General features: G+C 71.9%; 25 protein-coding genes. 9 read left to right on the top strand and 16 right to left on the bottom strand.

The window, feature by feature from the left end:
* Positions 1 to 9 precede the first annotated feature (9 nt).
* A complete protein-coding gene (locus tag ACZ6QQ_RS21730; protein ID WP_465878486.1) occupies positions 10 to 1,317 on the bottom strand; it encodes an NAD(P)/FAD-dependent oxidoreductase in 1,308 nt (435 codons plus the stop codon).
* 120 nt (positions 1,318 to 1,437) lie between these two features.
* Here ACZ6QQ_RS21730 and ACZ6QQ_RS21725 point away from each other — a divergent pair, with 120 nt between their 5' ends.
* Both ACZ6QQ_RS21725 and ACZ6QQ_RS21720 read left to right on the top strand, forming a co-directional pair.
* A complete protein-coding gene (locus tag ACZ6QQ_RS21725; protein WP_465878484.1) occupies positions 1,438 to 2,883 on the top strand; it encodes a M28 family peptidase in 1,446 nt (481 codons plus the stop codon).
* Positions 2,884 to 3,066: 183 nt separating this feature from the next.
* Complete coding sequence (locus ACZ6QQ_RS21720; RefSeq protein ID WP_465878481.1) at positions 3,067 to 4,809, top strand: DEAD/DEAH box helicase; 1,743 nt, start codon at positions 3,067 to 3,069, stop codon at positions 4,807 to 4,809.
* An 18-nt stretch (positions 4,810 to 4,827) separates the two neighbouring features.
* Here the strand turns inward: ACZ6QQ_RS21720 and ACZ6QQ_RS21715 are convergent, their stop codons facing one another.
* The 3 genes from ACZ6QQ_RS21715 to ACZ6QQ_RS21705 form a co-directional block, all read right to left on the bottom strand.
* Positions 4,828 to 5,757 (bottom strand): alpha/beta hydrolase, encoded by a 930-nt coding sequence (locus tag ACZ6QQ_RS21715; protein ID WP_465878479.1) that lies wholly within the window; start codon positions 5,755 to 5,757, stop codon positions 4,828 to 4,830.
* Positions 5,758 to 5,760: 3 nt separating this feature from the next.
* Entirely contained in the window at positions 5,761 to 7,047 is a 1,287-nt protein-coding gene (locus ACZ6QQ_RS21710; RefSeq protein WP_465878477.1) for a phosphatase PAP2 family protein, read from the bottom strand.
* A gap of 184 nt (positions 7,048 to 7,231) precedes the next feature.
* Positions 7,232 to 8,386 (bottom strand): nucleotide disphospho-sugar-binding domain-containing protein, encoded by a 1,155-nt coding sequence (locus tag ACZ6QQ_RS21705; protein ID WP_465878474.1) that lies wholly within the window; start codon positions 8,384 to 8,386, stop codon positions 7,232 to 7,234.
* Between the two features lie 189 nt (positions 8,387 to 8,575).
* Here ACZ6QQ_RS21705 and ACZ6QQ_RS21700 point away from each other — a divergent pair, with 189 nt between their 5' ends.
* Positions 8,576 to 9,568 (top strand): methyltransferase domain-containing protein, encoded by a 993-nt coding sequence (locus tag ACZ6QQ_RS21700; protein ID WP_465878472.1) that lies wholly within the window; start codon positions 8,576 to 8,578, stop codon positions 9,566 to 9,568.
* Here the strand turns inward: ACZ6QQ_RS21700 and ACZ6QQ_RS21695 are convergent.
* Together ACZ6QQ_RS21695 and ACZ6QQ_RS21690 are read right to left on the bottom strand one after the other, a co-directional pair.
* Positions 9,550 to 10,737 carry a 4-hydroxybenzoate 3-monooxygenase gene (locus ACZ6QQ_RS21695; protein WP_465878471.1) on the bottom strand — a complete coding sequence of 396 codons (1,188 nt, stop codon included), beginning with the start codon at positions 10,735 to 10,737 and terminating at the stop codon, positions 9,550 to 9,552. The two genes, ACZ6QQ_RS21700 and ACZ6QQ_RS21695, sit on opposite strands and share 19 nt — an antisense overlap.
* Positions 10,734 to 11,432: a hypothetical protein gene (locus tag ACZ6QQ_RS21690; RefSeq protein ID WP_465878469.1), complete on the bottom strand. Its 699-nt coding sequence runs from the start codon at positions 11,430 to 11,432 to the stop codon at positions 10,734 to 10,736. The genes ACZ6QQ_RS21695 and ACZ6QQ_RS21690 overlap by 4 nt, the downstream gene beginning before the upstream one ends.
* Positions 11,433 to 12,066: 634 nt before the next feature.
* Between ACZ6QQ_RS21690 and ACZ6QQ_RS21685 the strand changes: the two genes are divergently transcribed.
* Positions 12,067 to 12,819, top strand: coding sequence for a hypothetical protein (locus ACZ6QQ_RS21685; RefSeq protein ID WP_465878466.1), 753 nt, complete (start codon positions 12,067 to 12,069; stop codon positions 12,817 to 12,819).
* A 105-nt stretch (positions 12,820 to 12,924) separates the two neighbouring features.
* Here the strand turns inward: ACZ6QQ_RS21685 and ACZ6QQ_RS21680 are convergent, their stop codons facing one another.
* From ACZ6QQ_RS21680 to ACZ6QQ_RS21660, 5 genes are all read right to left on the bottom strand, one after another.
* Entirely contained in the window at positions 12,925 to 13,212 is a 288-nt protein-coding gene (locus ACZ6QQ_RS21680) for a DUF6510 family protein (protein ID WP_465878463.1), read from the bottom strand.
* Position 13,213: 1 nt separating this feature from the next.
* Positions 13,214 to 13,951 (bottom strand): ferredoxin reductase, encoded by a 738-nt coding sequence (locus ACZ6QQ_RS21675; protein WP_465878933.1) that lies wholly within the window; start codon positions 13,949 to 13,951, stop codon positions 13,214 to 13,216.
* Positions 13,948 to 14,547: a sulfite oxidase-like oxidoreductase gene (locus ACZ6QQ_RS21670; RefSeq protein WP_465878462.1), complete on the bottom strand. Its 600-nt coding sequence runs from the start codon at positions 14,545 to 14,547 to the stop codon at positions 13,948 to 13,950. Before ACZ6QQ_RS21670 ends, ACZ6QQ_RS21675 begins: the two co-directional genes overlap by 4 nt.
* A gap of 97 nt (positions 14,548 to 14,644) precedes the next feature.
* On the bottom strand, positions 14,645 to 15,328 hold the full coding sequence (locus ACZ6QQ_RS21665) for a hypothetical protein (protein ID WP_465878460.1): 684 nt from the start codon (positions 15,326 to 15,328) through the stop codon (positions 14,645 to 14,647).
* A 141-nt stretch (positions 15,329 to 15,469) separates the two neighbouring features.
* Positions 15,470 to 15,874 (bottom strand): DUF2267 domain-containing protein, encoded by a 405-nt coding sequence (locus ACZ6QQ_RS21660; RefSeq protein ID WP_465878459.1) that lies wholly within the window; start codon positions 15,872 to 15,874, stop codon positions 15,470 to 15,472.
* Between the two features lie 169 nt (positions 15,875 to 16,043).
* Between ACZ6QQ_RS21660 and ACZ6QQ_RS21655 the strand changes: the two genes are divergently transcribed.
* Both ACZ6QQ_RS21655 and ACZ6QQ_RS21650 read left to right on the top strand, forming a co-directional pair.
* Positions 16,044 to 16,316, top strand: a complete 273-nt coding sequence (locus tag ACZ6QQ_RS21655; RefSeq protein WP_465878457.1) for a DUF2795 domain-containing protein — start codon at positions 16,044 to 16,046, stop codon at positions 16,314 to 16,316.
* Between the two features lie 35 nt (positions 16,317 to 16,351).
* The gene (locus tag ACZ6QQ_RS21650; RefSeq protein WP_465878454.1) at positions 16,352 to 17,005 is read left to right on the top strand and encodes a DUF1345 domain-containing protein; all 654 of its coding nucleotides are present in this window, start codon (positions 16,352 to 16,354) and stop codon (positions 17,003 to 17,005) included.
* 270 nt (positions 17,006 to 17,275) lie between these two features.
* Here the strand turns inward: ACZ6QQ_RS21650 and ACZ6QQ_RS21645 are convergent, their stop codons facing one another.
* The 5 genes from ACZ6QQ_RS21645 to ACZ6QQ_RS21625 form a co-directional block, all read right to left on the bottom strand.
* Positions 17,276 to 17,932, bottom strand: coding sequence for a hypothetical protein (locus tag ACZ6QQ_RS21645; RefSeq protein ID WP_465878451.1), 657 nt, complete (start codon positions 17,930 to 17,932; stop codon positions 17,276 to 17,278).
* Positions 17,933 to 18,039: 107 nt separating this feature from the next.
* Positions 18,040 to 19,593 carry a long-chain-fatty-acid--CoA ligase gene (locus ACZ6QQ_RS21640; RefSeq protein ID WP_465878449.1) on the bottom strand — a complete coding sequence of 518 codons (1,554 nt, stop codon included), beginning with the start codon at positions 19,591 to 19,593 and terminating at the stop codon, positions 18,040 to 18,042.
* Positions 19,590 to 20,054 (bottom strand): MaoC family dehydratase, encoded by a 465-nt coding sequence (locus tag ACZ6QQ_RS21635; protein WP_465878445.1) that lies wholly within the window; start codon positions 20,052 to 20,054, stop codon positions 19,590 to 19,592. The genes ACZ6QQ_RS21640 and ACZ6QQ_RS21635 overlap by 4 nt, the downstream gene beginning before the upstream one ends.
* A complete protein-coding gene (locus ACZ6QQ_RS21630; protein WP_465878442.1) occupies positions 20,051 to 21,223 on the bottom strand; it encodes an acyl-CoA dehydrogenase family protein in 1,173 nt (390 codons plus the stop codon). The genes ACZ6QQ_RS21635 and ACZ6QQ_RS21630 overlap by 4 nt, the downstream gene beginning before the upstream one ends.
* 31 nt (positions 21,224 to 21,254) lie before the next feature.
* On the bottom strand, positions 21,255 to 22,403 hold the full coding sequence (locus ACZ6QQ_RS21625) for an acyl-CoA dehydrogenase family protein (RefSeq protein ID WP_465878439.1): 1,149 nt from the start codon (positions 22,401 to 22,403) through the stop codon (positions 21,255 to 21,257).
* Between the two features lie 121 nt (positions 22,404 to 22,524).
* Between ACZ6QQ_RS21625 and ACZ6QQ_RS21620 the strand changes: the two genes are divergently transcribed.
* The 3 genes from ACZ6QQ_RS21620 (at position 22,525) to ACZ6QQ_RS21610 (ending at position 25,072) form a co-directional block, all read left to right on the top strand.
* Positions 22,525 to 23,190: a TetR/AcrR family transcriptional regulator gene (locus ACZ6QQ_RS21620; RefSeq protein ID WP_465878436.1), complete on the top strand. Its 666-nt coding sequence runs from the start codon at positions 22,525 to 22,527 to the stop codon at positions 23,188 to 23,190.
* Positions 23,191 to 23,236: 46 nt separating this feature from the next.
* Positions 23,237 to 23,839 carry a zinc-binding dehydrogenase gene (locus tag ACZ6QQ_RS21615; protein WP_465878434.1) on the top strand — a complete coding sequence of 201 codons (603 nt, stop codon included), beginning with the start codon at positions 23,237 to 23,239 and terminating at the stop codon, positions 23,837 to 23,839.
* Between the two features lie 213 nt (positions 23,840 to 24,052).
* Positions 24,053 to 25,072, top strand: coding sequence for an SEC-C metal-binding domain-containing protein (locus ACZ6QQ_RS21610; RefSeq protein WP_465878433.1), 1,020 nt, complete (start codon positions 24,053 to 24,055; stop codon positions 25,070 to 25,072).
* Positions 25,073 to 25,176: the final 104 nt, after the last annotated feature.

Raw genomic sequence — 25,176 nt, 5'->3', positions numbered from 1 at the left:
CCGGCCCGGTCAGCGGCTTCCGGTCCGGGTCGGCAGTTCCGGTGAGGCGCTCTCCAACGGCACGGCGTTGGCCGGGACCAGGCCGAGTTGCACCGCCGGGCGGGACAGGATCGCGTCGAGCAGCCAGTCCACCCCGACCCGAGCCCGGTTGCTCGGCAGCGCCAGCAGGTGGTAGCCCCGGGTGACCGCCTTGGCCACCAGCCCGGACAGCGGCACCTGCAACGGGTTCGCGGCCGCGTCCCGGCCCCCGAGGTCCACCACGAAACCCAGGTCGTGGTGCCGGTACGCCCGCCGTCGGCCCCGCCCGTACGAGGCGGCGATGTTGTGCGCGACGAGTTTGCCCTGCCGTTCGGCGTGCTGGGCGGTCATCGGGGTGACCTGGCCGGGGCGGGTCAGGTCCGGCACGGCGGCGGCGTCGCCGCAGGCGTACACCTCGGGGAAGCCGGGTACGCCGAGAAACTCGTCCACGGTCAGCCGGCCCCGTTCGGTGCCGAGCCCGAGGTCGGCGACGAGCGGATCCGGGCGTACGCCGACGCACCAGATCAGCGAACGGGTCGGTACGTACTCGCCGTCGCTGAGCCGTACCCCGTCCGCGGTCGCCTCCTTGACCGAGGTGCCCATCCGTACGTCGACCCCCCGCCTGTCGAGCACCCGCTGCGCGGTCACCGACATCCGCTCGGCCAGTTCGGGCAGCACCCGGTCGGCGACGTCGAGCAGCATCCACCGGGGGCGGACGTCGAACCCGGGGCGCTGGGCGGTGAGCCGGTCGGTGAACAGCTGTCCGTGCGCGGCGACCTCGGTACCGGTGTAGCCGGCACCCACCACCACGAACGTGCTGCGGGCGACCCGCTCCCGGGTGTCGTCGGTGGCGTCGGCGAGCTCGATCTGGCGGACCACGTGGTCGTGCAGGAACACCGCCTCGGGCATGCCCCGGAAGCCGTGCGCGTGCTCGGTCACGCCCGGAATGGGCAGCAGCTTGTTGACGCTCCCGACGGAGAGGACGAGCCGGTCGTAGGGCAGCTCCCGGTGGTCGCCCTCGGGCGGGGTGAAGCCGACCCGCCGGCCGCGCAGGTCGACCCGGTCCACCTCGCCGACGACCACCCGTACGCCGGGCAGCGTGCCGGTCAGCGGGACGGTGATCCGGGTCGGTTCCAGCACGCCGGCCGCGACCTCGGGCAGCAGGGGCAGGTACAGGAAGTAGTCGGTCGAGTTGATCAAGGTGATGTCGGCCCGGCCACGGGAGAGCCGGGAGAGCCGTTTCGCCGCGTGGTACCCGGCGAACCCGGCCCCGACGATCACGACACGCGGTGTGGTCATGTCCGCTGCCGTTCCCGGGCACAAGCGGGACAAACCTCGGCCACGGGGCCGGTTCGGACGCCCCGCCCACCGCGATCAAGGGCATTGACACTGATCACGTCGATTGATGACGATGATCTCATGTCATCTGACGAGTACCGCGGCCCACTGCCCACGAAGCCGACCCGCCGGACCCTCCTCTCCGCCGCCACCGTGACCGCGGCCGCCGCGGTCGCGGTGCCGCTGGTCGCGGAGCCCGCCTCGGCCACCGGTCACGGCACCGACGGCCCCGGCCGGCCGACCCGCCCGCAGGCTCCCGACCGGGAACTGCGCCGGCTGCTGGACGAGATCGACCAGCGGCGGATCGAGGCGACCGTGCGACGGCTGGCCGCCTTCGGCACCCGGCACACGCTGTCCAGCCAGGATGATCCGGAGCGGGGCATCGGCGCCGCCCGGGACTGGATCCACCAGCAGTTGCAGAGCTACGTCGCCGGCTCCGGTGGCCGCCTGACGGTCGAGATGCAGTCGTACATCCAGCAGCCGGCGTCCCGGATCCCGGTGCCGACCCGGATCACCAACGTGGTCGCCACCCTGCGCGGCACCACCTCCCCGAACCGGGTGTACGTGATCACCGGTCACTACGACTCGCGGTGCTCCGACGTCATGGACTTCACCAGCGACTCCCCCGGCGCGGACGACGACGCCTCCGGGGTGGCGGTGCTGATGGAACTGGCCCGGGTGATGTCGACCCGGCCGATCGAGGCGACCGTGGTGTTCGCCGCCGTCGCCGGTGAGGAACAGAACCTGTACGGGTCGACCTACCTGGCCCAGCAGTACAAGGCGGCCGGGACCGACATCCAGGGCATGTTCAGCAACGACATCGTCGGCAGCAGCCGGGCCGACGACGGCACCCGCGACCCGAAGTCGGTACGCCTGTTCGCCGAGGGGGTGCCGACCTCGGAGACACCGGGACAGGCGAGCACCCGCCAGTCGGTGGGTGGGGAGAACGACTCGCCGTCGCGGCAGCTCGCCCGGTTCGTCAGCGACGTGGCGGACAACGGCACCACCGGGATGAGCATCCGGGTGATCTACCGCCGGGACCGCTACCTACGCGGCAGCGACCACATCGCGTTCCTCCGCGAGGGCTGGCCGGCGGGCCGGTTCACCGAGCCGAACGAGGACTTCGCCCACCAGCACCAGGACGTCCGAGTGGTGGACGGCAAGCAGTTCGGTGACCTGCCGGAGTTCTGCGACTTCGGTTACATCACCCGGGTGGCGCGGGTGAACGGCGCGGTGCTCTGGTCCCTGGCCCAGGCGCCCGGTACGCCGAAGCGGGCCACCATCGTGACCACGAACCTGACCAACGACACCGAGCTGCGCTGGGAGCGCGGCACCGAGCCGGACCTGGCCGGCTACGAGGTGCTCTGGCGGGAGACGACCGAACCGGAATGGACCCACGTGATCGCGGTCGGCGACGTGACCACGGTGACCATCGACCTGTCCAAGGACAACGTCTTCTTCGGTATCCGGGCGGTGGACCGGGACGGTCACCGCAGTCCGGTCGCCTTCCCCCAGCCCGGTAGCTGACAATCAGCGCGGTGTGCCCGGCTCCGACGGCGATCCGGGCACCCCGGCCTCGGCGAGGGCCGGGATCACACCCCCGCCACCCGGTTCGCCGGGCCCACCCGGCAGCGGTAAGCACAGCCCCGCGCCGGCCAGGTACACCGGTACTCGAAACACGCCGAGAGGGGTAATGAAAAGCTTGTGGGTATGAGTTCCGAAAGCGTACAGCCCGACCCGGCAAACCCCGTCGACAGTTTCGGCGACGACGACGGGGCCGGCACCTTCGCCGACCTCGGGTTGCGGGCCGAGCTGCTCGGCGCGCTGAGCGCCCTCGGCTACGAGGAACCGACCGCGATCCAGCGGGAGACGATCCCGCCCCTGCTGGCCGGGCGCGACCTGCTCGGGCAGGCGGCCACCGGGACCGGGAAGACGGCGGCGTTCGCGCTTCCGCTGCTGAACCGGATGCCGACCGACCGCCGCTCCGGCGACCCGGTGGCGCTGGTCCTGGTACCCACCCGAGAGCTGGCCGTACAGGTCTCCGAGGCGGTCCACCGCTACGGCCGGGACCTCGGCGTACGGGTGCTGCCGATCTACGGCGGGCAGCCGATCGGCCGGCAGTTGCGGGTGCTCGACGGCGGGGTGGACGTGGTCGTCGCCACGCCGGGCCGGGCGCTGGACCACATCGCGCGGGGCACGCTGCGGCTCGGACAGCTCGCCACCGTGGTGCTCGACGAGGCCGACGAGATGCTCGACATGGGCTTCGCCGAGGACATCGAGGCGATCCTGGCGCAGACCCCGGAGCAGCGGCAGACGGTGCTCTTCTCGGCCACCATGCCGTCCCGGATCGACGGCATGGCCCGCCAGCACCTGCGCACCCCGGTACGGATCGAGATCGGCCGGGCGGCGACCCCGACCGGCACCGCACCGCTGGTCCGGCAGACCGCGTACGTGGTGGCGCGGGCGCACAAGCCGGCAGCCCTGGGACGGGTGCTGGACGCCGAGTCGCCGACCGCCGCGATCGTCTTCTGCCGCAGCCGGGAGGAGGTCGACCGGCTCACCGAGACGATGAACGGGCGCGGTTACCGGGCCGAGGCGCTGCACGGCGGGATGAGTCAGGAGCAGCGCGACCGGGTGATGGGGCGGCTGCGCACCGGCACCGCCGACCTGCTGGTCGCCACCGACGTCGCCGCCCGGGGCCTGGACATCGAGCAGCTGACCCACGTGTTCAACTACGACGTGCCGTCGGCGCCGGAGTCGTACGTGCACCGGATCGGGCGGGTCGGCCGGGCCGGCCGGCAGGGGGTGGCGATCACTCTCGCGGAGCCGCGCGAGCACCGGATGCTCAAGACCATCGAGCGGGTCACCGGCCAGCGGATCTCGATCGACCGGGTGCCGACGGTCGCGGACATGCGTACCCGACGGTTGGAGCTGACCCGGGCGGCGCTACAGGAGAGCCTGCTGGAGGACGACCTGGAGCAGTTCCGGGTGATCGTGGAGACGCTGACCGACGAGTTCGACGTGATGGAGGTGGCGCTGGCGGCGGTGAAGCTGGCCCACGAGGCGTCCGGGGTGCCGGTCGACGACGAGGAGATCCCGCAGGTCACGCTCAGGGGCGACCGGGACGGTCGGGGTCCCCGGGACAGTCGGGACGGCCGCGGCGGCCGGGACGGTCACCGGGCCGGCCGGGCCCGCCAGGGCAACATGACCTGCCTGTTCATCGGGGTGGGGCGGCGGTCCGGGATCCGGCCGCAGGACCTGGTCGGGGCGATCACCGGGGAGACCGGGGTGAACGGCCGGGAGATCGGGTCGATCGAGATCGCCGACCGGTTCTCGCTGGTCGAGGTGCCGCAGGCGGCGGCCGACGAGGTGATCAGCCGGCTGCGCGGCACCACCATCAAGGGCCGCAAGGCGACCGTACGCCGGGACCGCGAGGGCAGCCGCGACCAGTAGCCCGGCCGCCCCCGCCGGTCACGGCCGCAGTTCGAGCCGGGGCGGCGGGGAGTCGACCGGCCGGACCGGCCCGAGTGTCTCGGCGATCTGGGCGATGGCCCGTCTGGCCTCGGGTATCGGGGTGAGCACCCAGTCGTGCAGCATGCCCGGGTACTCGTGCAGGACGATCTCGGTGCCCTGGTCGGCGGCGAGTTGTCGCAGCCGACGGGCGTCGGGGTTGAGCACGTCGCGGGTGCCGGTGAACAGGGTCACCCGACCGAGGTCGCGCAGCGGGCCGTTGATCGGGCTGACCTCGGCCACCGAGGGCAGGTCCGGCAGGGCGTACAGGTGCCCCAGGGATCGCAGGTGGGCGGGCTTGAGCAGCGGGTCGCGCGGCGCGATCGCGGAGATGTCCGGGTTGGTCATGGTCGCGTCGAGCCAGGGTGAGAGCAGGACCAGGTCACCGGGACGGGGATCGTCCGCCGGCAACGACTGGACCAGGGCCAGCGCCATTCCGGCACCGGCCGAGTCGCCGATCACCGCGAGCCGGTCCGCGCTACCGGGCGCGGCGACCCGCCGGTAGAGGCGGTGCAGGGTCGGGAACACGTCCCGGTGGCCGTACTCCGGGGTCAGGGGGTAGATCGGCACGGTCACGGTGCGGTCGGTCCGCTCGGCCAGGCGGGCGACGAGGTTCCAGTGCCCGACGGTGATCTCGGTCGCGTACGCGCCGCCGTGCAGGTAGAGGATCTGCCCGGCGGATCCGCCGGAGGCCGGGGTGACCACGTACGTCGGCCAGTCCTCGATGTCGTGGCGGTGCACGGTGGCGTGGCGCAGGATCGGTGGCCGGTGTCCGTTCGGGTCCCTGGGTGGGGCCGAGGCGCCGATGAAGCGTTTCGGGGCGAACTGCCAGCGCTTCACGCCGGCCAGGGTCAGCGAGACGGTCAGGAGGCGGCTGCTGATGCTGGGCATGGTCTACGGTTCCTTCGTCTGGGCGGTTGTCACGGCGAGCGCACCGGTTTCGCCGCCTGCCCGCCGTGACCGGCGGATCCGGTCGCGCAGCCGGACCAGGCCGCGCCGGGGCCGGTCGGCCAGTCTTCGGGCCCAGGGGAACTCCCGGCCGAGCAGCGACAGGCCGGCGAAGATGGTCAGCCAGCCGGGGCCGGGCAGCACCAGCATCGCGAGTCCGGCCAGGATCACCGCGCCGCCGGCCAGGGCGACACCGATCCGCCGCAGGGTCCGGTTGCCGCCGGGGTGGCCCCGGTGGCGGGCGGTCGGTCGACCGATCCGGGCCCGGTGCCGTACGGGGTGCGGCCCGGCCGCGCCTCGACGCCGGAGCCGGTCGCGGCCCCGCCGGCCGACCGCGCCCGACCCGAGCCGGCCGGCGGGACCACGGTGGTTGCCGCCGCCCCGGTCCCCGGTGTCCCGGCTGACCGGGGTGGGGCGCAGTGCGGGCAGCAGGAACGGGATGAGGGCCAGGATCGTGGCGGCGACGATGCCGTCGAGCCAGTAGTGGTTGGCGGTGGCGACCACCACGGTGAGGGTGAGCGCCGGATGGATCAGCCAGAGCCACCGCCAGCGGCTGCGGGTCGCGGCGACGATTCCGGCGGCGACCAGCAGCGCCCAGCCGACGTGCAGCGAGGGCATGGCGGCGTACTGGTTGGTGAGGTCGTCGGCGGTGGGCGAGCCGTAGACCGACGGGCCGTACCGGGCGGCGGTGTCGATCAGGCCGGTGTCGGCGAGCATCCTCGGTGGGGCGAGCGGGAAGATCAGGTGGACGACCAGGGCCGCGCCGGTGAGGACGGCGAGGGTGTTGCGGGCCCGGCGGTAGTGGTCGGGGCGGCGCAGGTACAGCCAGACCAGGAAGGCCACGGTGGCCGGGAAGTGCACGTACGCGTAGTAGCTGTTCGCCGTGCGCAACAGCGTCTCGCTCTGCGCCAGCAGGTGTTGCAGGCTCGCCTCGTTCGGCAGGTGCAGGGCCCGTTCCAGGTCCCAGACCCGGTGGGCGTTGGCCATCGCGGTGGGTACGTGGCCGTCGGCGACCAGTCGGCCCAGGCTGTACGCGGCCCAGAGCGCGGCGACGAGGAGCAGTTCCCGCAGTGCCCCGAGGGCGCGGGAGCGGCCGATCGGCCGGCGCGCCGGGGCGGCGGCGGTTCGGGGTTGCCGTACCGCGACGCCGGGGCCGGCGTCGGTCTGTGGGTGCGCGACGTCGACGACGTGCCGCGCGGGCGCCGGGCCGAGTTCTGCGAGGGGTACGGGCATGTGACTGTTGTCCTTGGTCGCTTCCTGCCAGTTAGTAGCTTCGAAAAGGCAAGCTCCTATGCTTCAGCTAGCCAAGCTACATCCAGTAACACCGCAGGCGGCCGGTCCGATGCCCGAAAGTTCCGCAGGACACACTCGACCGGACCGCGTACCCGGTCCGGTTCGGCGGCGGTAGGGTCACCTCTCAGCGCGCCAGACCCACCAGCCGGTCCACCAGGTCGACCGGGGCGGGAAGCTCGCTCATCCGCCGCGCCGTCGCCTCGGCCGCGTCGCGTACCGACCGGTCCCGCAGCACCGCGCCGAGCACCTCGGAGTCGACGTCCTCCGGCTCGGACTGGCGGCCGACGCCGTGCCGGGCCACCAGGTCGGCGTTGACGAACTGGTCGGCACCGTGCGGCAGGACCAGCTGCGGCACCCCGGCGCTGAGCGCGGTCATGGTGGTGCCCGAGCCGCCGTGGTGCACCACCGCGGCGCAACTGGCCAGCAGCGGGTGCAGCGGGGTCCAGCCCACCGGTCGTACGTTCGCCGGCAGCCGCCCCAGGCTGTCCAGGTCGGCGTCCTCCCCCAGCGCCAGCACGAACTCGGCGTCCACCCCGGCGGCCGACGCCAGCAGCCCGCTCAACCCGCCGACCCCGGCCAGCCGGGGCACCACCGTGCCGAGCGTGACCAGCACCCGGGGCCGGGTCGGCGGCTCCCACAGCCAGTCCGGCAGCAGCCCTCCGGCGTTGTACGGCACGTACCGCATCGACCAGCCGGTGCCGGTGCCCGACATCAGCTCCGGCGGGGCGACGTGGATCACCGCGCGCCGGGGCAGTTCCAGCGGCACCCGGTGGCGCTCGAACGCCTCCGCCAGGTACGGCAGGAAACGGGTGCCGAAGTCGTCCTCGCGCAGCAGGTTGAACCCGTGCTCCACCGCCGGCACGTCGAGCATCCGCGCCACCAGCAGCCCGGTTCCCTCCAGCCGGGAGTGCACCACCAGGTCGGGTCGCCACCACCGGGCCAGCCGTACGGTCCGGTCCGCCATCGCCGCCGACACCTGCCCGAAGGTCCGCAGCAGCAGATCGCTGGTACGCCCTCCGGAGCGGGCGATCTGCCGGCCCCGCTCCCGCATCCGACGCGCCCGCCCGTCCGGTTCGCCGACCGTACCGGTGAAGATCGCGTCGATCGCCGTGGCCGGCGCGGTCGACACGGCCGCCAGACCGGCCCGGATCGCGGCACCGACCCCGTCGGCCGCGGTGGCGACCAGCACCTCGTGGCCGGCCGCGCGCAGCGCCCAGGCCAGCGAGATGGTCGGGAACAGATGACCGAGCCCCGGCGAAACGGTGAACAGAACGCGCATCCGAATTTCCTCCTACTGGCCGACCGACGCATTTCCGATAGCCGGAATCAGCACCCGACCGGGATACCCGGGGGCGCTATCAATGGTTGACACCGGAATCCATGATTGCTAATTTCTCAACCATTACCCCGGCAATTTCCCCCCTTCGCACCGGGACGATTGCCACTCTCGATGAAATGGAGCATCGGCGTGCCCGAACCGGTTGACATCCCCTTTACGCCGGACCTGCACCTGCGCCTGCTGCTGAGCCTCGACCGGGGCCAGAACGTGCAGCGGGCGGTCACCGACGCGGTCCGCCCGGGAATGCGCGTACTCGATGCCGGGACCGGCAGCGGACTTCTCTCCTTCATCGCGTTGGCGGCCGGTGCGGGCACCGTGGTCGGGGTCGACCGGCACCACGTGGACCTGGCCCGGGCAATAGCGGAGCACAACGGACTGGGTGAGCGGCTTTCGTTTATGGAGGCCGACCTGGCGGACCTGGAGCTGTCGTCGTTCGACCCGCCGAAAGGCTTCGACCTGCTGTTGGCCTTCATCCACACCAACAACCCGCTGATCGACGAGGGCCGGTCACGGTTGGTGTTCGAGCTGCGGGACCGGCTCTGCGCCGACGGCGCCACGGTGGTGCCGGGCGCGGTCCGCTACCGGGCGACCGGATGTGACCGGCGGGACTGGGACCTGCACACCGAGCTCGCCGACCTGGACGAGACGGCCGGGGTGCTGCGCGGCGCCTACGGCCTGGACTTCCAGCCGGTGACGGACGCGGTACGGCAGGCGCTGGCGCTGCGCCGGATGCGTCCGGTCGACGCGGTGGCGCACACCTGGCGCTCCCCCACCACGATGGCCGCCATCCGGTTCCCCCGCACCGACGTGCGGCTGCTCACCGGGGCCCACGACTTCGCCACGTTCGACTACGGCGCACCCGCGTTCACCGGGTTTCCCCCGCAGGTACTGCTGCGGGCCACCACCGCCGGCCGGCTCACCGGGGTGATCTGGACCCAGGAGCTGCTCTACGCCGGGGTGCCGATGTGGACGACGGAGTCCTACAGCCCGTTGGCGACCCCGATCGCGGTGGATGCCGGCGAGGAGGTGACGGTCGCCACCGGTGACGAGTGGCGGGCGACGAACATCGTGCGGGTCCGGCCGACCGGGGCGGCCACGGAGGCTCACTCCCACCCGATGTAGTCCTCAAGAAAGGCTGCGGCGTACGCCGGGGAGGCGAAGATCCGTTCCAGCCGGGCCCGTTGCACCCGGTGCAGGAACGGCGCCTCCCTGGTGCCCAGACCGGGGGTGTTGACCAGGTCCATCATCCAGTGGACGAACTCCTGCGCCCGCCAGATCCGGGCCAGCCGGGTGTCGGAGTAGGCGTCCAGCCGGGCGGCGGTGCCGCCGGTGAACCGCTCCACCAGGGCGAGCGCGAGTTCCTCGGCGTCGGCGAGGGCGATGTTGAAGCCCTTGCCGCCGACCGGCGGGACGATGTGGGCCGCGTCGCCGGCCAGGAAGAGCGGGCCGTACCGCAGCGGGGCGCAGACCAGGCTGCGCATCCGTACGCTGCTGGTGGAGAGGATCGGTCCCTCGTTCAGGGTCCACGGTCCGTCCAGCGTCAACCGGAGTCGGATCTCCTTCCAGATCCGCTCGTCCGGCCAGTCCGCCCGGCTGTCCTCGCGCGGGCACTGGAGGTAGAACCGACTCACCGTCGGGGTGCGCCGCACGTGCACGCAGGAGCCCGACTCGTGGATCGCGTTGATCACACAGTCGCTGGACGGGGCCGCCTCGGCGAGCACGGCGAGCCAGGCGTAGTCGTACTGGTACTCGTGGGCGGTGAGCGCGGCCCGGGGGATGGCGCGGCGGGCGACGCCGTACTCCCCGTCGCTGCCGACCACGACCTCGCACCGCAGCTCGGTCGGCTCGGCGCCGTCGGGTTCGAGCAGGATCCGGGGCCGGTCGCCGTCGAGGTCGGCGATGGCGATCGCGGACGTCTCGAACCGCAGGTCGCCACCGGCGGCCAGGAAGGCGTCGATCAGGTCCCGGACCAGGAACTGCTGCGGGTAGATGTAGTGTGTCCGACCACCGGCCACCGGGTCGTAGGCCAGCGGGTAGGGCCGACCGCCCATCCGGAACTCGATCCGGTCCTCGACCGCGCCGGTGGCCAGCAGCCCGGCGGCGAGGTCGTGCCGGCGCAGCAGTTCGACCACGCGATGCTCGACCGTGGCGCCACGGGCGCGCTGTTCGACGTAGGCCCGGTCCCGCCGCTCCACCACCACGCAGTCGATCCCGGCCTGTTGCAGCAGGACCGCGACCAGCATGCCGGCCGGACCCGCGCCGACGATGCCCACCCGGGTACGTCCGCTCATGCGGTCGCACCCCGGCCGTCGGCCCCGGTGAGGGTGAACAGCCGGGCCCGCATGATCTGCCGCAACGCCTCGGCTCCGGACTGGGTGGTCCGGCCCTGCGAGTTGGCCGCCATCCGCAGGCTGGGCAGCACGTCGCCGCCGAACCGGGCGCAGATGAACTGGTGCGCGTCGTACGCGTCGATGGTCGCGTCCACGAACTCCTCGAAGTCCTCGCCGGTGCGACCCGGCCCCAACCGGGCGAGCAGGGTCCGGAGTTCGGTGAACAGGCCGATCAGGAAGGCGTGGTCGCGTGTTTGCAAGCCACTGAATCCGGCCCGTACGGCGGGCGGCGCCATCGCCGGGCGGACCAGCTTGTCGTAGTCGACCGGGCCGAAGTCGGCGGTGAACCTGATCGCGGCCGCCGAGCTGCGCATGAAGTCGCTGGCCACCCCGACCGCCGCCCGCGCGTCCGGCTCGTCGCCCCGTTCGGCGGCGTGCACGAAGCAGTTGAGCCCGACGATCGTGCCCTGCACGACGGCGAAGAACAGTTGGTGCCCGACCAGCCAGCGGTGGTGCGGCAGGTACTCCTCGACCACCGGTCGGGTCGGCATCGGCGGCGGGCCACCGGCCAGTGGCACGCGAGCGTACCGCAGGATGCCGTGCAGGCCGGCGAAGAGGTTCCGCCACTGGGTGGAATCGAGATTCGTCACCCCCATCTGGACCGCATTGTGTCGGACCAGTGAATAGGAACGGACGAGACCGCGAAGGAAGGTCTCCACGGGTTGTCGCCGGACCCGACGTACCTGGAAATAGCGGTCATGCTCGGCGAACTCCGAATTGGGGTCGGCCGTCGGATCGCTATCCTGGGGGGCCCATTCGGCCGAGCCGTTCTCCGCAACGAGCGGTTCCGGTACGGAATCGAGGTCGAATGCGTGGGACAACGTACCGCCCAGCGCACGGTTCGCCGCTTCCTGTATCTCGGATCGACGACGAGGAAGCAGCGCCGGGTACGGTAGACGCAAGAAACCTTCAGGCACAGACGTATCGCCCTTCTGGCAGCCCAGCCCGGTCGAGTAGCACCGCACCGGCAGCGTCCCGGCAAGTTCCCCTGCCATTTGGCGGCCATCGGCGGATTGGTGAAGCGCACAGGAATTCTCACGTCTTCGCTGACGGGTGTCAATCCCTGGAGATCCAGGACGGCTACCGTGCAAGATGACGTGCATTTTGCGTTCGTGTTGCCGGGCGCCCGGCGGTCGGCGCCGGACCCGGTGGGCGCCTGTAAACCACAGGTTCACAGTGCTATGGTCGTAGCCGCGACACACCGGACAGCCGACCCACGGAGGTGGCCCCATGAGCCCGGACCCCCGACCGTTCGACCCCCTCGACCGTCTGCCTGCGTCGGAGTACCACGAGCTACGTGACCTGGCCCGGAATCTGGTCCGCCGGATCACCGACCGCATCGCCGACCAGCCGGCGCTGGGCGGGCCGGAATCCGGGCCCAAGCCGGGCGACGTCGACGACGAGCAGTCCCACCGGACGGCGTACCTGCGCCGGATCCGCGCGGGTCGGGTGACCGAGGCCCTGGTCAACGACCTGATCACCGAGTGCGCCGCCGAGGACGCGGCGGATGCGGTCTGGCTCGGCGCCAGCCTGGCCGACCTCGGCGACTCCACCGGCAACAGCCGGCAGGCGGCCCGCAAGCGCTGGCCCGACCTCGGTCTCGTCTACCGGACCCGACGCTGGGTCGCCGGCCACCACCCGGACCTGGTCACGGTGATCGAACAGGTGCTCGCGCGCAGCGGCGATCTCACGGCCGCCGAGGGCGAAACCGACGCGCTCGACCGGGCGGTGCCGGCGCTGCGGGAGGCGCTGGCGAGAATCCGGCGGGACCTGGACTCCGGTTCGGTGGTCGACCCGCGCACCGGGCGACCGCTGCGCTGGCGGCACCTGGCCGAGACGGTCGACGTCCAACTGCGTACGGTCGTGCGGCTCGGCGTACCGACCACACCGGCGGCGTCCACCGCGCTGGCCGGTGCGCAGGGCGTGCTCGCCTACTACGACTCGACCACCGCCGAGCCCGCGACGGCTGCCGCCGCGCGCTGAGCGCAGCCGGGCGGCGCGGAATCCGGACAGGCACGACACCCGGAATCCGCGCCGCCCGGCCGGTGTGGCACAGCGGCGGACCGGAGAACCGGCCGACCGGCCGGATCACCAACTCGCCGGCGACTCCGGTGGCATCGGAACCTGGACGAAGACCGCGCCGCGCAGGTCGAGCCAGGCGCTGGTCGGTGTGCGTACCAGGCGCATGATGACCTCCTCGCAGCCCGGACATCGGGCAACCAGGCCGGGCGCGTGCCGGTACACCCGCATCTCGGCGAGTGGTCCGGTCAGCCCGCAGTTCGCGCACCGGCCGGTCGCCGCGGTGAGGTCCACCGCGAAGAGTTCGCGCATCGGACCGGCGAGCATGTTGCCGTCGGCGTACTGCGGATCGACCATCTCAACCTCCGGTGGGGCCGAAGCGCTCGGTCTTGACCCGGCGAGGGTCATGGCCCAGGGCAACGAGGATGTCGGCGACCGTCTCCACGAAACCGGTCGGGCCGCAGACGAAACAGGCGGGTTCCAGCTCCGGCGGCCAACCATGGCTGTTCACGTCGGCCACCCCGATCCGGCCGGCCGGTGCCGGCCAGCCGTCCGGTGTCCGTCTGGTGTAGACGTACGACACGTCCAGACCACCGTCGTCGCGGACCCGACGGCGCAGTTCCTCGGCGAAGTAGACGTCTCGGTCGGTGCGGACCGAGTAGATCAGGCGAAACGGCACCCGGCTGCCGGCGGCACGCCGGGCCCGGACCATCGCCATCAGCGGCACGATCCCGGAGCCACCGGCGACCAGCAGCACGGGTTCGGTCTGGGTGGCACGCCAGACGAACCAGCCGCCGACCGGTCCGCGGATCTCCACCGGGTCGCCGACCGACAGGACATCGACCAGGTACGGCGACACCTCCCCGTCGGGCACCCGCTGCACGGTCAGCTCCACCCGGTTCCCGTCGACGGCCGAGGCGATCGAGTACGACCGTTCGGCCCGGTAGCCGTCCGGGGCGGTGAGGCGTACGTCGACGTGTTGACCGGGCAGGTGGCCGGGCCAGTCCGGCACCTCCAGCACCAGCGTGCGCGACGTGTCGGTCTCGTTCCGGGTGTCGACCAGCTCGGCGATCCGCCAGCTGGCCGCCCGGTTCAGTCGCCCTGGTACCGCTGCTCGCGCCACGGGTCACCGTAGTCGTGGTAGCCGGCCGTCTCCCAGAACCCCGGCTCGTCGGTCAACAACAACTGGATCCCCCGCACCCACTTCGCCGACTTCCAGAAATACAGGTGCGGCACCAACAACCGAGCCGGACCACCATGCTCCGCCGGCAACCCACCACCCTCGAACTCGTGCACCACCCACGCCCGACCATCAAGCAGATCCTCCAACGGCAGATTCGTCGTATAACCCCCGTACGAACGCACCAACGCGTAGTCCGCCGCCGTCTCCACCCCCGCCAACAGGGTGTCCACCGAAACACCCCGCCAACTCGTCCCCAACTTCGACCACCGCGTCACACAGTGGATATCCACCGTCGGCGTCTCCTGCGGCAACGCCAACAACTCCGCCCACGACCACCGATGCTCGACACCACCCTCCGTCGTCACCGCGAACTCCCACGAGTCCAACGCCACCCTCGGCGTCGGCCCCGCCGACAACACCGGAAAATCCTCGGTCAGGTACTGCCCCGGCGGCAACGCCGGCTGCGACGACCTGGGCCGGCCCTGAAAACCCGGCGAGACAATACCCATCAGCTACTCCTACCACCTTTCCAGGCGTTCCGGATCATGATCCCGGCAGGTGATCATAAAGCTGCGTCCGGCCGCCGGCCAGGCGGTGCCCGGCAGGCTACTTGGTGGTGCCCTCCGGTGACCCGTCGGAGGTGAAGGCGCCGGTGCCGGGTTCCGTGGTCAGGTAGACGTGCTGGTGCCCGTGGCCGGCGTCGATGTTGATCTGGTCCAGTTGGGCCGCCGCGATCGACCAGGCCGTGCCGGCCGCCGTACGCTGGCGTGCCGCCAGGTCGAGCACCGACCGCTGGGCGGTGGCGGGCAGCGTACCGACCAGGGCGTAGGTGTCCAGGGCGGTGGCCAGGCCGTCGACGGCGGCCCGGAGACCGCCGCGCGCCACGTTGGTGGCGGTGCTGCCGGAGGGGCTCTCGGCGTGCCGCTCGACCGCCCGTTGCATGGTCTGCTTCCAGGCCGCCAGCTTGTCGGCGGGCGCCGGCTGGCCGGTCTTGACCGCCGCGTCCAGTTCGGACAGCAGCGGCCCGAGTTCGTCGCGGGAGGTCCGGGCGGTCGCGGTCAGGCTGGCGATCTGCTCGGTGTCCCGCTTCGCCTCCTCCTGACGCAGCTTGTTGACCGCCGCCTCGGTGGCCTCGGTGCCGCTCGGCTTGGCCACGGCGTAGCCGATGCCGGCGCCGATGAAGCCGGCCAGCACGACCGGGAGCAGCATGGCGAAGACCATGGTGCCGACACTCGGTCGCTTGCTCGTCGGGGCCTTTGTGTAGGAAGGCTTGCCGGTCTTGCGGGACATGTCCGTTCCTCCCGTGGCATCGACCACCGCACGCACGTTGCGTAGAGGTTACGGCTTTGCTGCGAGGCAGTCTATTGCCCGGTAGAAATCGGCCGAACTTTTGTCGATCTCGACAAAAGTCGATGTTCCCGCTCCCCCGATCTATCGCCGTCGCGCCCGACCGCCCGGCATCAGCACCGGCTCGACCAGATCGCGGAACTCGCGCGGTAGTTGACTCATCACGTCGTCGAACTCGCCGCCGGTGACCGCCTCCCGCACCGTGGTCAGGACGGCCCGCACCCCGGTGCGCGCCGTCGTCTCGTCGACGTCCGCGCGCTGCGCCGCCCGGCGGATGAACTCCTGCGCCCCGAACGGTTCCGCCGAGTCCGCCGGATCGCTCATCATCGCCTGCAACGGCTGCGGCAACTGGGCGGCCAGGTCCATCGCCTCCCCGCCGGTCAACCGGTCGGCCAGGATCTCCAGGGTTCCCCGGCTCAGGTCGACGGCGGTGTCCGAGTCCACCCCCGCGCGTTGCGCAACCATGTCGACGAACGTGTCGTAGTTCATCGCGACTCCTCCCTGGCGTCGCCGCGGTCCGGCGACGCGTGCCGGGCGCGTACCCCGGCCGGTGCCGGTGAAACGGATGCCGGCCGTGGTCAGGTCGGGTGCGTGAAACGGGAAAAGACGGGTACCCGCTCCGGCGAGAACCAGACGACCGGCGAGGAGCGGGATTGACATGGTGACCAACGCCGAGGTGCTGCGCTACCTCACCGCACAGGACTTTCCCGCCAGCAGGGACGCCATCGTCGCCGAGGCCGAACGGGCCGGGGCGCCGAACGACGTGCTCCGCGCGCTGCGGGCGATGCCGCCGGTGGACTACGGCAACATCGACGAGGTGGCCCGCTCGGCGCGCACCAATTCGAACCCGGAGGTGACCCCCGCCGACCTGGCGGCGCGGGCCCGGGACCGCAAGCACCAGCAGGTCGCCCGGCACCTGCGCCAGAGCTGACCGGTGCGTCCCGCCGGCCCGGTGGAGTACCGGCGTTGACCGGCTCCCGATCCCGGAAGGAACCGATCCGGTCCGCGAAGCTGCTGCTGACCATGGCGGTGGTGGGGGCGATCGGTGGCGTCCCGGTCGGACTGTACGACGCGGCGGTGCTCGGGCCGCTCGTCGGCTGGGACCTGGCCTCGTTGTTCTACCTGATCTGGGCGCGCTTCCGGCTCTGGCCGCTGGATCCGACCGAGACCGCCCGCTTCGCGCTGCGGGAGGACACCAACCGGGGACTGCGTGACTCGCTGCTCCTGTTCGCCTGCCTGGCCAGCCTGCTGGCGATCGGGGTGGTGCTGATCCGGGCCCAGCCGCTGGACGGTTTCTCGGAGCAGTTGCACATCGCCCTCGGCATCGTCAGCGTGATCTTCTCCTGGGCGGTCATCCACACCGTCTTCGGTAGCCGCTACGCCCGGCTGTACTACACCGGAACCGACGGCGGCGTCCGGTTCAACCAGCAGTCGCCGCCCCGGTACACCGACTTCGCCTACCTGGCCTTCACCATCGGGATGACCTTCCAGGTTTCCGACACTCCGCTGAGCAGCCCGGAGATCAGGCGTACGGCGCTGCGGCACGCACTGCTGTCGTACCTGTTCGGCGCCGTCATCATCGCGTCCACGGTGAACCTGATCGCCGGCCTGGTGCGGTGAGGTGTCGGATTCGACACGGAGCATGGATGGATCACGACAGAACATGTCTAAACGGACACCGGACGAGGTGCCGGCCACGACAGGCATGACCGGGGCACCACGTCCGACGAAACTCCGGCGACGAGCGGCGTCCGAACCGGACGCGGCCACCGGATGGCGGAGGTCCAGCCGAACCGGTCGGACAACCCCGCCAGCCCCATCCTATGAGGTGGGGTCGACCGAACGACGGGGAACACCATAATTGTGGGCGAGGCAACAGACGATTGGGGACTAAAAGGTAATTTGCCGGTACTTGTCATCGACGTCCACCAGCGCCAGCGCGCCAACCAACCAGGCGAGCCGCTCCGCCTCCCGAGTACCGGCGAGAGTGGCCAGATCCTCGGCGGACCGGCCGAGACCGAGTCTGCGCGCCGCGGTGAGCGCCCGGCGGTCCGCCGACGGTGGAACCTCCCGCCACAACGCCTGCACCTCGCGGAAGAACAGGTCGACCACCTGGTCGTCCACTGCGGGCAGCCGCCGGAGCTGATCGCGTTCCCGGGCGGCGTCGTACCCGACCATCGCACGCAGCCGCCGCAGGTCACCGCGATACCGCTCGGTCACCGTCGCGGCCAGCTCGCCGAGCCCGGCGGCGAGTTCCTCCGCGTCGCGGCGGCCGCAGGAACGCAGCACCGCGGCCCGGTCCTGGTGCGACGACCGGGTCATCCGGGCCGCACTGTCCCCACCCCGGTCCCGCAACGCCGAGGCCGCCCGTGCCGCCCGACGCGGATCGCCCGGCCGGCGGAGCAGGACGGAGAGGTAGAGCAACTGGAACAGCGCGGCCGGGTTGTTGGTGACCCGGAAACCGAGCTGGTCGGCGAAGCCCCGCCCACTGCCGGCCAACCGCCGCACGAACCGCTTCTTCTCTTCCAGGCTCATCGTGGTCGCCATGCCGGGCGACTACCCGTAACGGCGCCGGCCACGCCGATTCGGTCCCGCCGGGATTGACACACCCCACCGGTCTCCAGCCGGGGCTGACGCCGGCCGGGGCGCGGTGGTCAGTCCGGGGCGCTCTCCGGGATCATCATCCGGCGTAGCTCCCGCTTGAGCACCTTGTGGCTCGGCCCCAACGGCAGCTCGCCGAGAATGCGGACCAGACGGGGATACTTGTGCCGGCCGAGCCGCTCCCGCGCCCAGTCGACCAGCTCCGACTCGGTCGGGGCGACCGGCCCGGTCGGATCCAACACCACCATCGCGCAGATCTCCTCGCCGTGCACCCGATCCGGCACCCCGATGACGGCCACCTGGGCCACCGCCGGGTGGCGCGCGATCACCTCCTCGACCTCGCGCGGGTACACGTTGAACCCACCCCGGATGACCAGGTCCTTCTTCCGGTCCACGATGCTGACGAAACCGGCGTCGTCCTTCGTACCGAGGTCTCCGGTGCGGAACCAGCCGTCGACCAGCGCCTCGGCGGTCGCCGCCGGCCGGCCCAGGTAACCGGCGAAGACGTTGTGTCCGCGTACGACGATCTCGCCGATCTCACCCGTGGGCAGCAGCTCGATCCGGTCCGCCGGCTCCGGTCGGGCGATCTCCACCTCGACTCCCCGGACCGGGTGGCCGACCGTACCGGCGCGGGTGCCGAAGTGCGGCTGGTTGGTGGTCGCGGTCGGGGAGGTCTCGGAGAGGCCGTACCCCTCGAAGACCGTGGTGGCGAAGGTGGTGTTGAACCGCTCCAGCACCGCCACCGGCAACGAGGCGCCACCGCAGACGCAGAGCCGCAACCGGGGCAGGTTCGGCGCGTCGGCCGCGGCGGCCAGCAGTCCGATGTACATGGTCGGTACGCCGTGGAAGACGTTCACCCCCTCACGCAGCATCACCTCGATCGCGGCGGCACCGGTGAACCGGCCCAGCAGGACCAGCGTCCCGCCCACCCGGAAGGTCCCGTTCATGGCCACCGTCTGCCCGAAGGTGTGGAACAGCGGCAGGCAGCCGAGCACCACGTCCGCGCTGCGCGCGTCGTTGGCGTCGAACACGTTCACGGTGGCGTTCATGACCAGGTTCAGGTGGGTGAGCAGGGCGCCCTTGGGCTGACCCGTCGTACCGCTGGTGTAGAGGACCACGGCGGTCTGCTCGGCCTCGCGGGTGACGTACGACGGCAGTGGCGCGACCAGGTCACCGACCTGTTCCAGCCGACGGACCTCGATCCCGGCGGGCACCGGGCCGACGGTGACCAACGGAACACCCGCCCGCTCGGCCGCCTCCGCACCGATCGCCAGTTGGCTGGTGTGGCAGACGAGCAGGTCGGCCCGGCTGTCCCGGAGCACGTAGGCCATCTCCTCGGCGGTGAGCAGCAGGTGCACCGGCACCAGCACGGCACCGGCGGCCAGCGCCCCGTAGTAGGCCCGGGGAAAGTCCACCACGTTCGGCGCCAGCAGGGCCACCGTGTCGCCCGCCCCGATGCCGAGCGCACGCAGGCCAGCCGCGACCGACCGGGCCTCCAGCCACAGTTCGGCGTAGGTCACCCGGACCTCACCGTCGACCACGGCGACCGTGTCCGGGTGCCGGCGGGCCGCCTCGGCGAGCACCATCGCCAACGACAGCGCGGTCATCTCTCCTCCTCCGGGTAGAGCCGGGACACCGTCTCGGCGACACAGACCGGCTTCCCACCACCGGCACCCTCCACGGTTACCGAGGTGACAACCTGCAACCCACCCGCCACGGACTCCACCCCGGCGATCAGCGCGGTGGCCCGAATCGGCGTACCGACCCGCAGCGGGGCGGGGAACCGGACCCGGTTGAGGCCGTAGTTGACGCCCATCCGCACCCCGTCGACCCGGTACAGACCGCTCACCAGCGCGGGCAGCAGGGACAGGGTGAGGTAGCCGTGCGCGACGGTCCCACCGAACGGCCCGGCGGCGGCCCGCTGCGGGTCCACGTGGATCCACTGGTGGTCGTCGGTGGCGTCGGCGAACAGGTCCACCCGGTCCTGGTCGACCCGGTGCCACCGGCCCGGACCGATCGGTTCGCCGACCGCACCGGCCAGTTCGGCGGGCGAGGTGAACGTCCTCATCCGAGGTGCCCTCCCAACCTGGTGTAGCCGCGCAGCAGGTCGCGGGCGATGATCAGGCGCTGCATCTCGTCGGTGCCCTCGAAGATGCGGTAGAGCCGCACCTGCCGGTACCAGCGCTCGATCGGCAGCTCCCGGGTGTAACCCATGCCGCCGTGGATCTGCATGACCCGGTCGACCACCCGGTTGACCATGCCGGCGCCGTAGAGCTTCGCCATCGACGACGCGTGCCGGGGGTCGAGCCCCCGGTCAACCGTCCACGCGGCGCGCAGGATCAGCCAGCGGGCCGCCTCCAGCTCGGTCTCGGAGTCGGCGATCATCCACTGGATCGCCTGGTTGTCGCCGATCGGCGCGCCGAAGGTCTGGCGGGTGTTGGCGTACTCGATCGCCATCCGCAGTGCCCGTTCGGCGATCCCGACGGCGTGCGACGGGATGGTGTAGCGACCCTTGACGATCCACTGCATGGCGAGGGCGAAGCCCTGGCCCGGTGCGCCGAGGATGTTGCGGGCGGGGACCCGGACGTCGTCGAAGACCAGCGCGGCCGGGCCGCCCTCCCCCATCGTCTGGATGAACTCCGAACGCCACCCCATCGCCCGGTCCACCAGGAACGCCGTGCTGCCGCCGTCGCGTACACCCCGGTCGGGATCGGTCACCGCGACCACGATGGCGAAGTCCGCCTCGTTGCCACCGGTGATGAAGGTCTTCTCGCCGTTGAGGATCCAGTCGTCGCCGTCGCGGCGGGCACTGAGCCTGATGTTCGCCGCGTCGGAGCCGGCGCCCGGTTCGGTGATGGCGAAGCAGGAGAGCCGCTCGCCCTCGATCGTCGGCACCAGATACTCGCGCTTCTGCTCGTCGTCGGCCTGGAAGAGGATGTTGTCGGCCTCGCCGCCGAACCGGAACGGCACGAAGGAGCGTCCGATCTCGGTCCAGATCAGCGACTGGGTGACCGCGGGCAGGTCCATGCCGCCGTACTCCTCGGGGGTGGCCAGCCCCCAGAAGCCGAACTTCTTCGCCCTGAGCTGCAACTCGCGCAGCTCACCACGGTCGAGACCGGGCCGGTGCGCCCGCTCCCGGCGCAGCACCTCGGCCTCCAGCGGGACGACCTCGCGGGTGATGAAGTCCCGCGCGGTGTCGCGTATCGCACGCTCTTCGTCGCTGAGTGAGAAATCCATGGTGTCCTCCGAGCGGGTGGATCGGCGTTCGTCAGAAGGCGCTGACGCCGGTGAGGGCACGTCCGATGAGCAGTTGCTGGATCTGGCTGGTGCCCTCGTAGAGGGTGGCGACGCGGGCGTCGCGCAGGTACTTGCCGACCGGGTACTCGTCGATGTAGCCGTACCCGCCGAAGACCTGGACGGCGTTGTTGGCAGCGCGTACCGCCGCCTCGCTGGCGAAGAGCTTGGCCATGGAGGACTCCGTCGCGTACGGCCGGTCGCGGTCGATCAGGTCGGCGACCTGCCAGACCAGCAGCCGGGCGGCGGCGGTGTCCACCGCGATCTCGGCGAGCAGGTGCTGCACGAGTTGGTGCCCGGCGATCGGCTTACCGAACTGTTCCCGGCCGGTCGCGTACCCGATGGCGGCCTCCAGACAGGCCCGGGCGATGCCGACGCAACCGGCGGCCACCGACATCCGCCCCTTGGCCAGGGTGGACAGGGCGAGGCGCAGACCGGCGCCCTCGACGCCGAGCATCGCCCGCGCCGGCACCCGTACGGCGTCGAACGTCAGCTCCGCCGTCGCCTGCCCGCGCAGCCCGAGCTTGCCGTGGATCTCACGGCGGACCAGGCCGGCGGTACCGGTCGGGACGAGGAAGGCGGTGATGCCGTGTGGACCGGGTTCGCCGGTACGGGCGAAGACCAGCGCGATGTCGGCGGTGGTGCCGTTGGTGATGAAGACCTTGGCTCCGGTGATGAGCCAGTCGTCCCCGTCACGGTCCGCCCGGGTGCGCAGCGATCCCGCGTCGGAGCCGCTGCCCGGCTCGGTCAGCGCGAAGCAGCCCAGGGCCTCGCCGGCGCAGAGCCGGGGCAGCCACTGCGCCCGCTGGGTCGGGGTGCCGTGGGCGGCGATCGCCTTCGCCACGAGTCCGAGCGAGACGCTGACGATGCCGCGTACGGAGGAGTCGCCGCGCCCCAGTTCCTCCAGCACCAGGCAGTAGGAGAGATGGTCACCGGCGGAGCCGCCGTCCTGCTCGGCGATGGTCCGGCCGAGGAAGCCGAGCTCGCCGAGTCGCCCCACGATCGACGGGGCGACCGCCTCGTGCCGGTCCCAGTCGGCGGCGTGCGGCCGTACCTCGCGGTCGACGAACTCCGCCGCGAGCCGGCGGACCGCCGTCTGCTCCACGGATAGCTGGAGGTCCATGGCTCTAAACTAGCGCTGCAAGTTTTCCCCCGTCCATACCTCGTGTGGCAGAGTTTCGACGAACGGAGCCCGGAGTACGGGCAGCTCCGGTGACACCGGGAGGACAAAAGGGAGGTACGCCATGCCCCGGCCGCGACAGGCGCTGCTGAGCCGGCAGCGGATCATCGACACCGCCGCCGCCCTGATCGACGCCGACGGGCTCGCCGCCTTCTCCACCCGGCGGCTCGCCGCCGAACTGGGCGTACGCGGACCCTCGCTGTACAACCACTTCGCCACCAAGGACGAGATCCTGGACGCGGTGGCGGACAGCATCACCGCCCAGGTCGACGTCTCGTCCTTCGGCAGCGCCGACTGGCGGGAGGCGCTGCGCCGGTGGGGACTGTCCTACCGGGCCGCCCTCGCCGCCCACCCGCACATCGTGCCGCACCTGGCGAGGGGACCGGGGCGGCGGCCGGCCGCGCTCGCCATGGCCGACGCGGTCTACGGCGGCCTGGTCGACGCGGGCTGGCCACCGGCGCGGGCCACCCACATCGGCGCGTTGATGCGCTACTTCGTCACCGGCTCCGCGCTGGGTTCGTTCGCCCGTGGATTCGTCGAGGACCCCGGCTTCTACGCCGAGCAGTACCCCCACCTGACCCAGGCGCACCGGCTCGCCGAGCATCAGCGCAGTGTCGACGAGGGCGCGTTCACCCTGGGCCTGGATGTCCTGATCGAGGGGCTCACCCACACCTACGAGCGGTTGGTCGGGCCGCTGCCACCCCTCCCGTCCGGGGCGGGCGCGTACTAGAGTCAAAACTTGCAGCGCTAGTTTCCATCGACCCGAGGGGCCCACGATGGACCTGACCCGCACCGACCTCTATCTCGACGGGCAGTGGGTCCGCCCCGCCGCCACCGACACCATCCCGGTCGAGAACCCCACCACCGAGCAGGTCCTCGGCACCGTCCCGGCCGGCACCGACCCGGTGATCGCCGTCGACCTGTCGGAGGCGAAACGCGACCTGGCCCTCGCCGCCGGGGCCACCGACTTCCTGCGCTCCGACGACACCCCCAACGCAGGCGTACGGGCGCGGACCGGCGGCCGGGGCGTCGACCACGCGTTCGAGTGCGTCGGGCGGGCGACGACGATCCGGCTCGCCTGGCGGGCCACCCGCCGGGGCGGACAGGTCACCGTGGTCGGCATGGGCGGCCGGGACGACATGGTGCAGTTCGGCGCGCTGGACATCTTCCACTCCGCCCGGGTGCTGCGGTCCTCGGTCTACGGCTCCTCGGACCCGGACCGGGACCTGCCCGAACTGGCCGGCGCGGCGCTCGACGGGTCGCTCGACCTCGGCCCGCTCATCACCGATCGGGGCACCCTCGACGGCGCCCCGGCGGCGCTGGACCGAATGGCCCGGGGCGAGGGCGCCCGCTCGGTGATCCTCTTCCCGGTCGGCTGAACCGGGGCGCATCGCCCGCCAATCGCCCGCCAGCCGAAGGTCGGCGGGTCCGACCGGCAGACGCGGTGCTGTGGCCGGGAAAGCCGGGTGCCGCCGATCTGTGGCCGGGAAAGCCGGGTGGCCGCCGGGGGAACCGGTCCGGTCCGCCGGGGTGAGACGGGTGCAACAGCGCAGCGGCGACGTTCACCCCGGCTCGCGCAGTAACGTGAGACCGTGTCAACGACAAACGTGCTCTCCAGCGCCGATCTGACCGAGCTGCGCCAGTCCGCGCTCGGCGCGGCGAACCCGCTCGGCATCGCCGCCGAACTGGCCGAGGCAGCCGACCAGGGCCGGCTGGCCGACCCGACCGACAGCGGCTACGCGCTCACCCTGGCCGCCGAGATCGCCGAGAGCAAGGCGAAGCTCGACGCCGCGCTGCGGTACGCGGACCGGGCCGTCGAGGCGTACCGGACGCAGGAGGACAACGCGGGCGCTTTCGCCCGAGCCCTGCGCGCCCGGATCCTGTTCCGCGTCGGCCGCGACGACGAGGCGATCGCCGAACTCACCGCCCTGCGCCCGCTGCTCACCGAGGAGGGTGACGCCGCGGCGTACGTCAGTGCCGCGCTGGACGCCGGCGGCCGCACCAGCACCGCCGAGCAGTGGCTGACCACGGCGGTGGAGACGATCATGGCCGATCGGGCCGCCTCCGCCGACCAGCCGAGGGAGCCGAAGGACGCCGACTCCGCCGGGGTGCTCTTCTTCCTGCTGCACCAGCGCCACCGGGTACGCCGGGACCTCGCGCTGCCGCACGACCAGAACGACAACCTGGCCGACCGGCTGGAGAGCGGGTTGACCAGCAACGCCGGCCGGACGGTCACCGAACCCACCGCGACGGACCTGCTGTTCTGGCCCCGCGACGACTTCGAGCGGCTGCGGTCGGACTGGCCCGTGCTGGGCGAGACGTACGGCCGGGACTGGGACGAGCACCGGGCCCGCCTGGAGCGGGAGCTGACCCGGCTCGCCGGTGGTGGCCGTACCGGGCTGACCGTGCTCCGGGGCTCGATCGACGGGCTGGTCGGGTTCGCCCCGCAGCGCGGCGGGGACCCGACCGACCCGAAGATCCGGGCGGCGTACGCCCAGGAGCTGAGCACCGGGTCCAGCCAGATCCCGTGGCCGCCGGAACGCAACGAGACGTGCTGGTGCGGTTCGGGAAACAAGTACAAGAAGTGCTGCCTGCCGCGCTCCCGCGGCTGACCGGACACCCGGCGGGGGGGGGGGGGGGGGGGGGGGGGGGGGGGGGGGGGGGGGGGGGGGGGGGGGGGGGGGGGGGGGGGGGGGGGGGGGGGGGGGGGGGGGGG

It is taken from the genome of Micromonospora sp. NPDC049529 (assembly GCF_055586685.1).
Note: the sequence above shows the minus strand (reverse complement) of the source record. Positions and strands in the feature narration are given on the sequence as shown.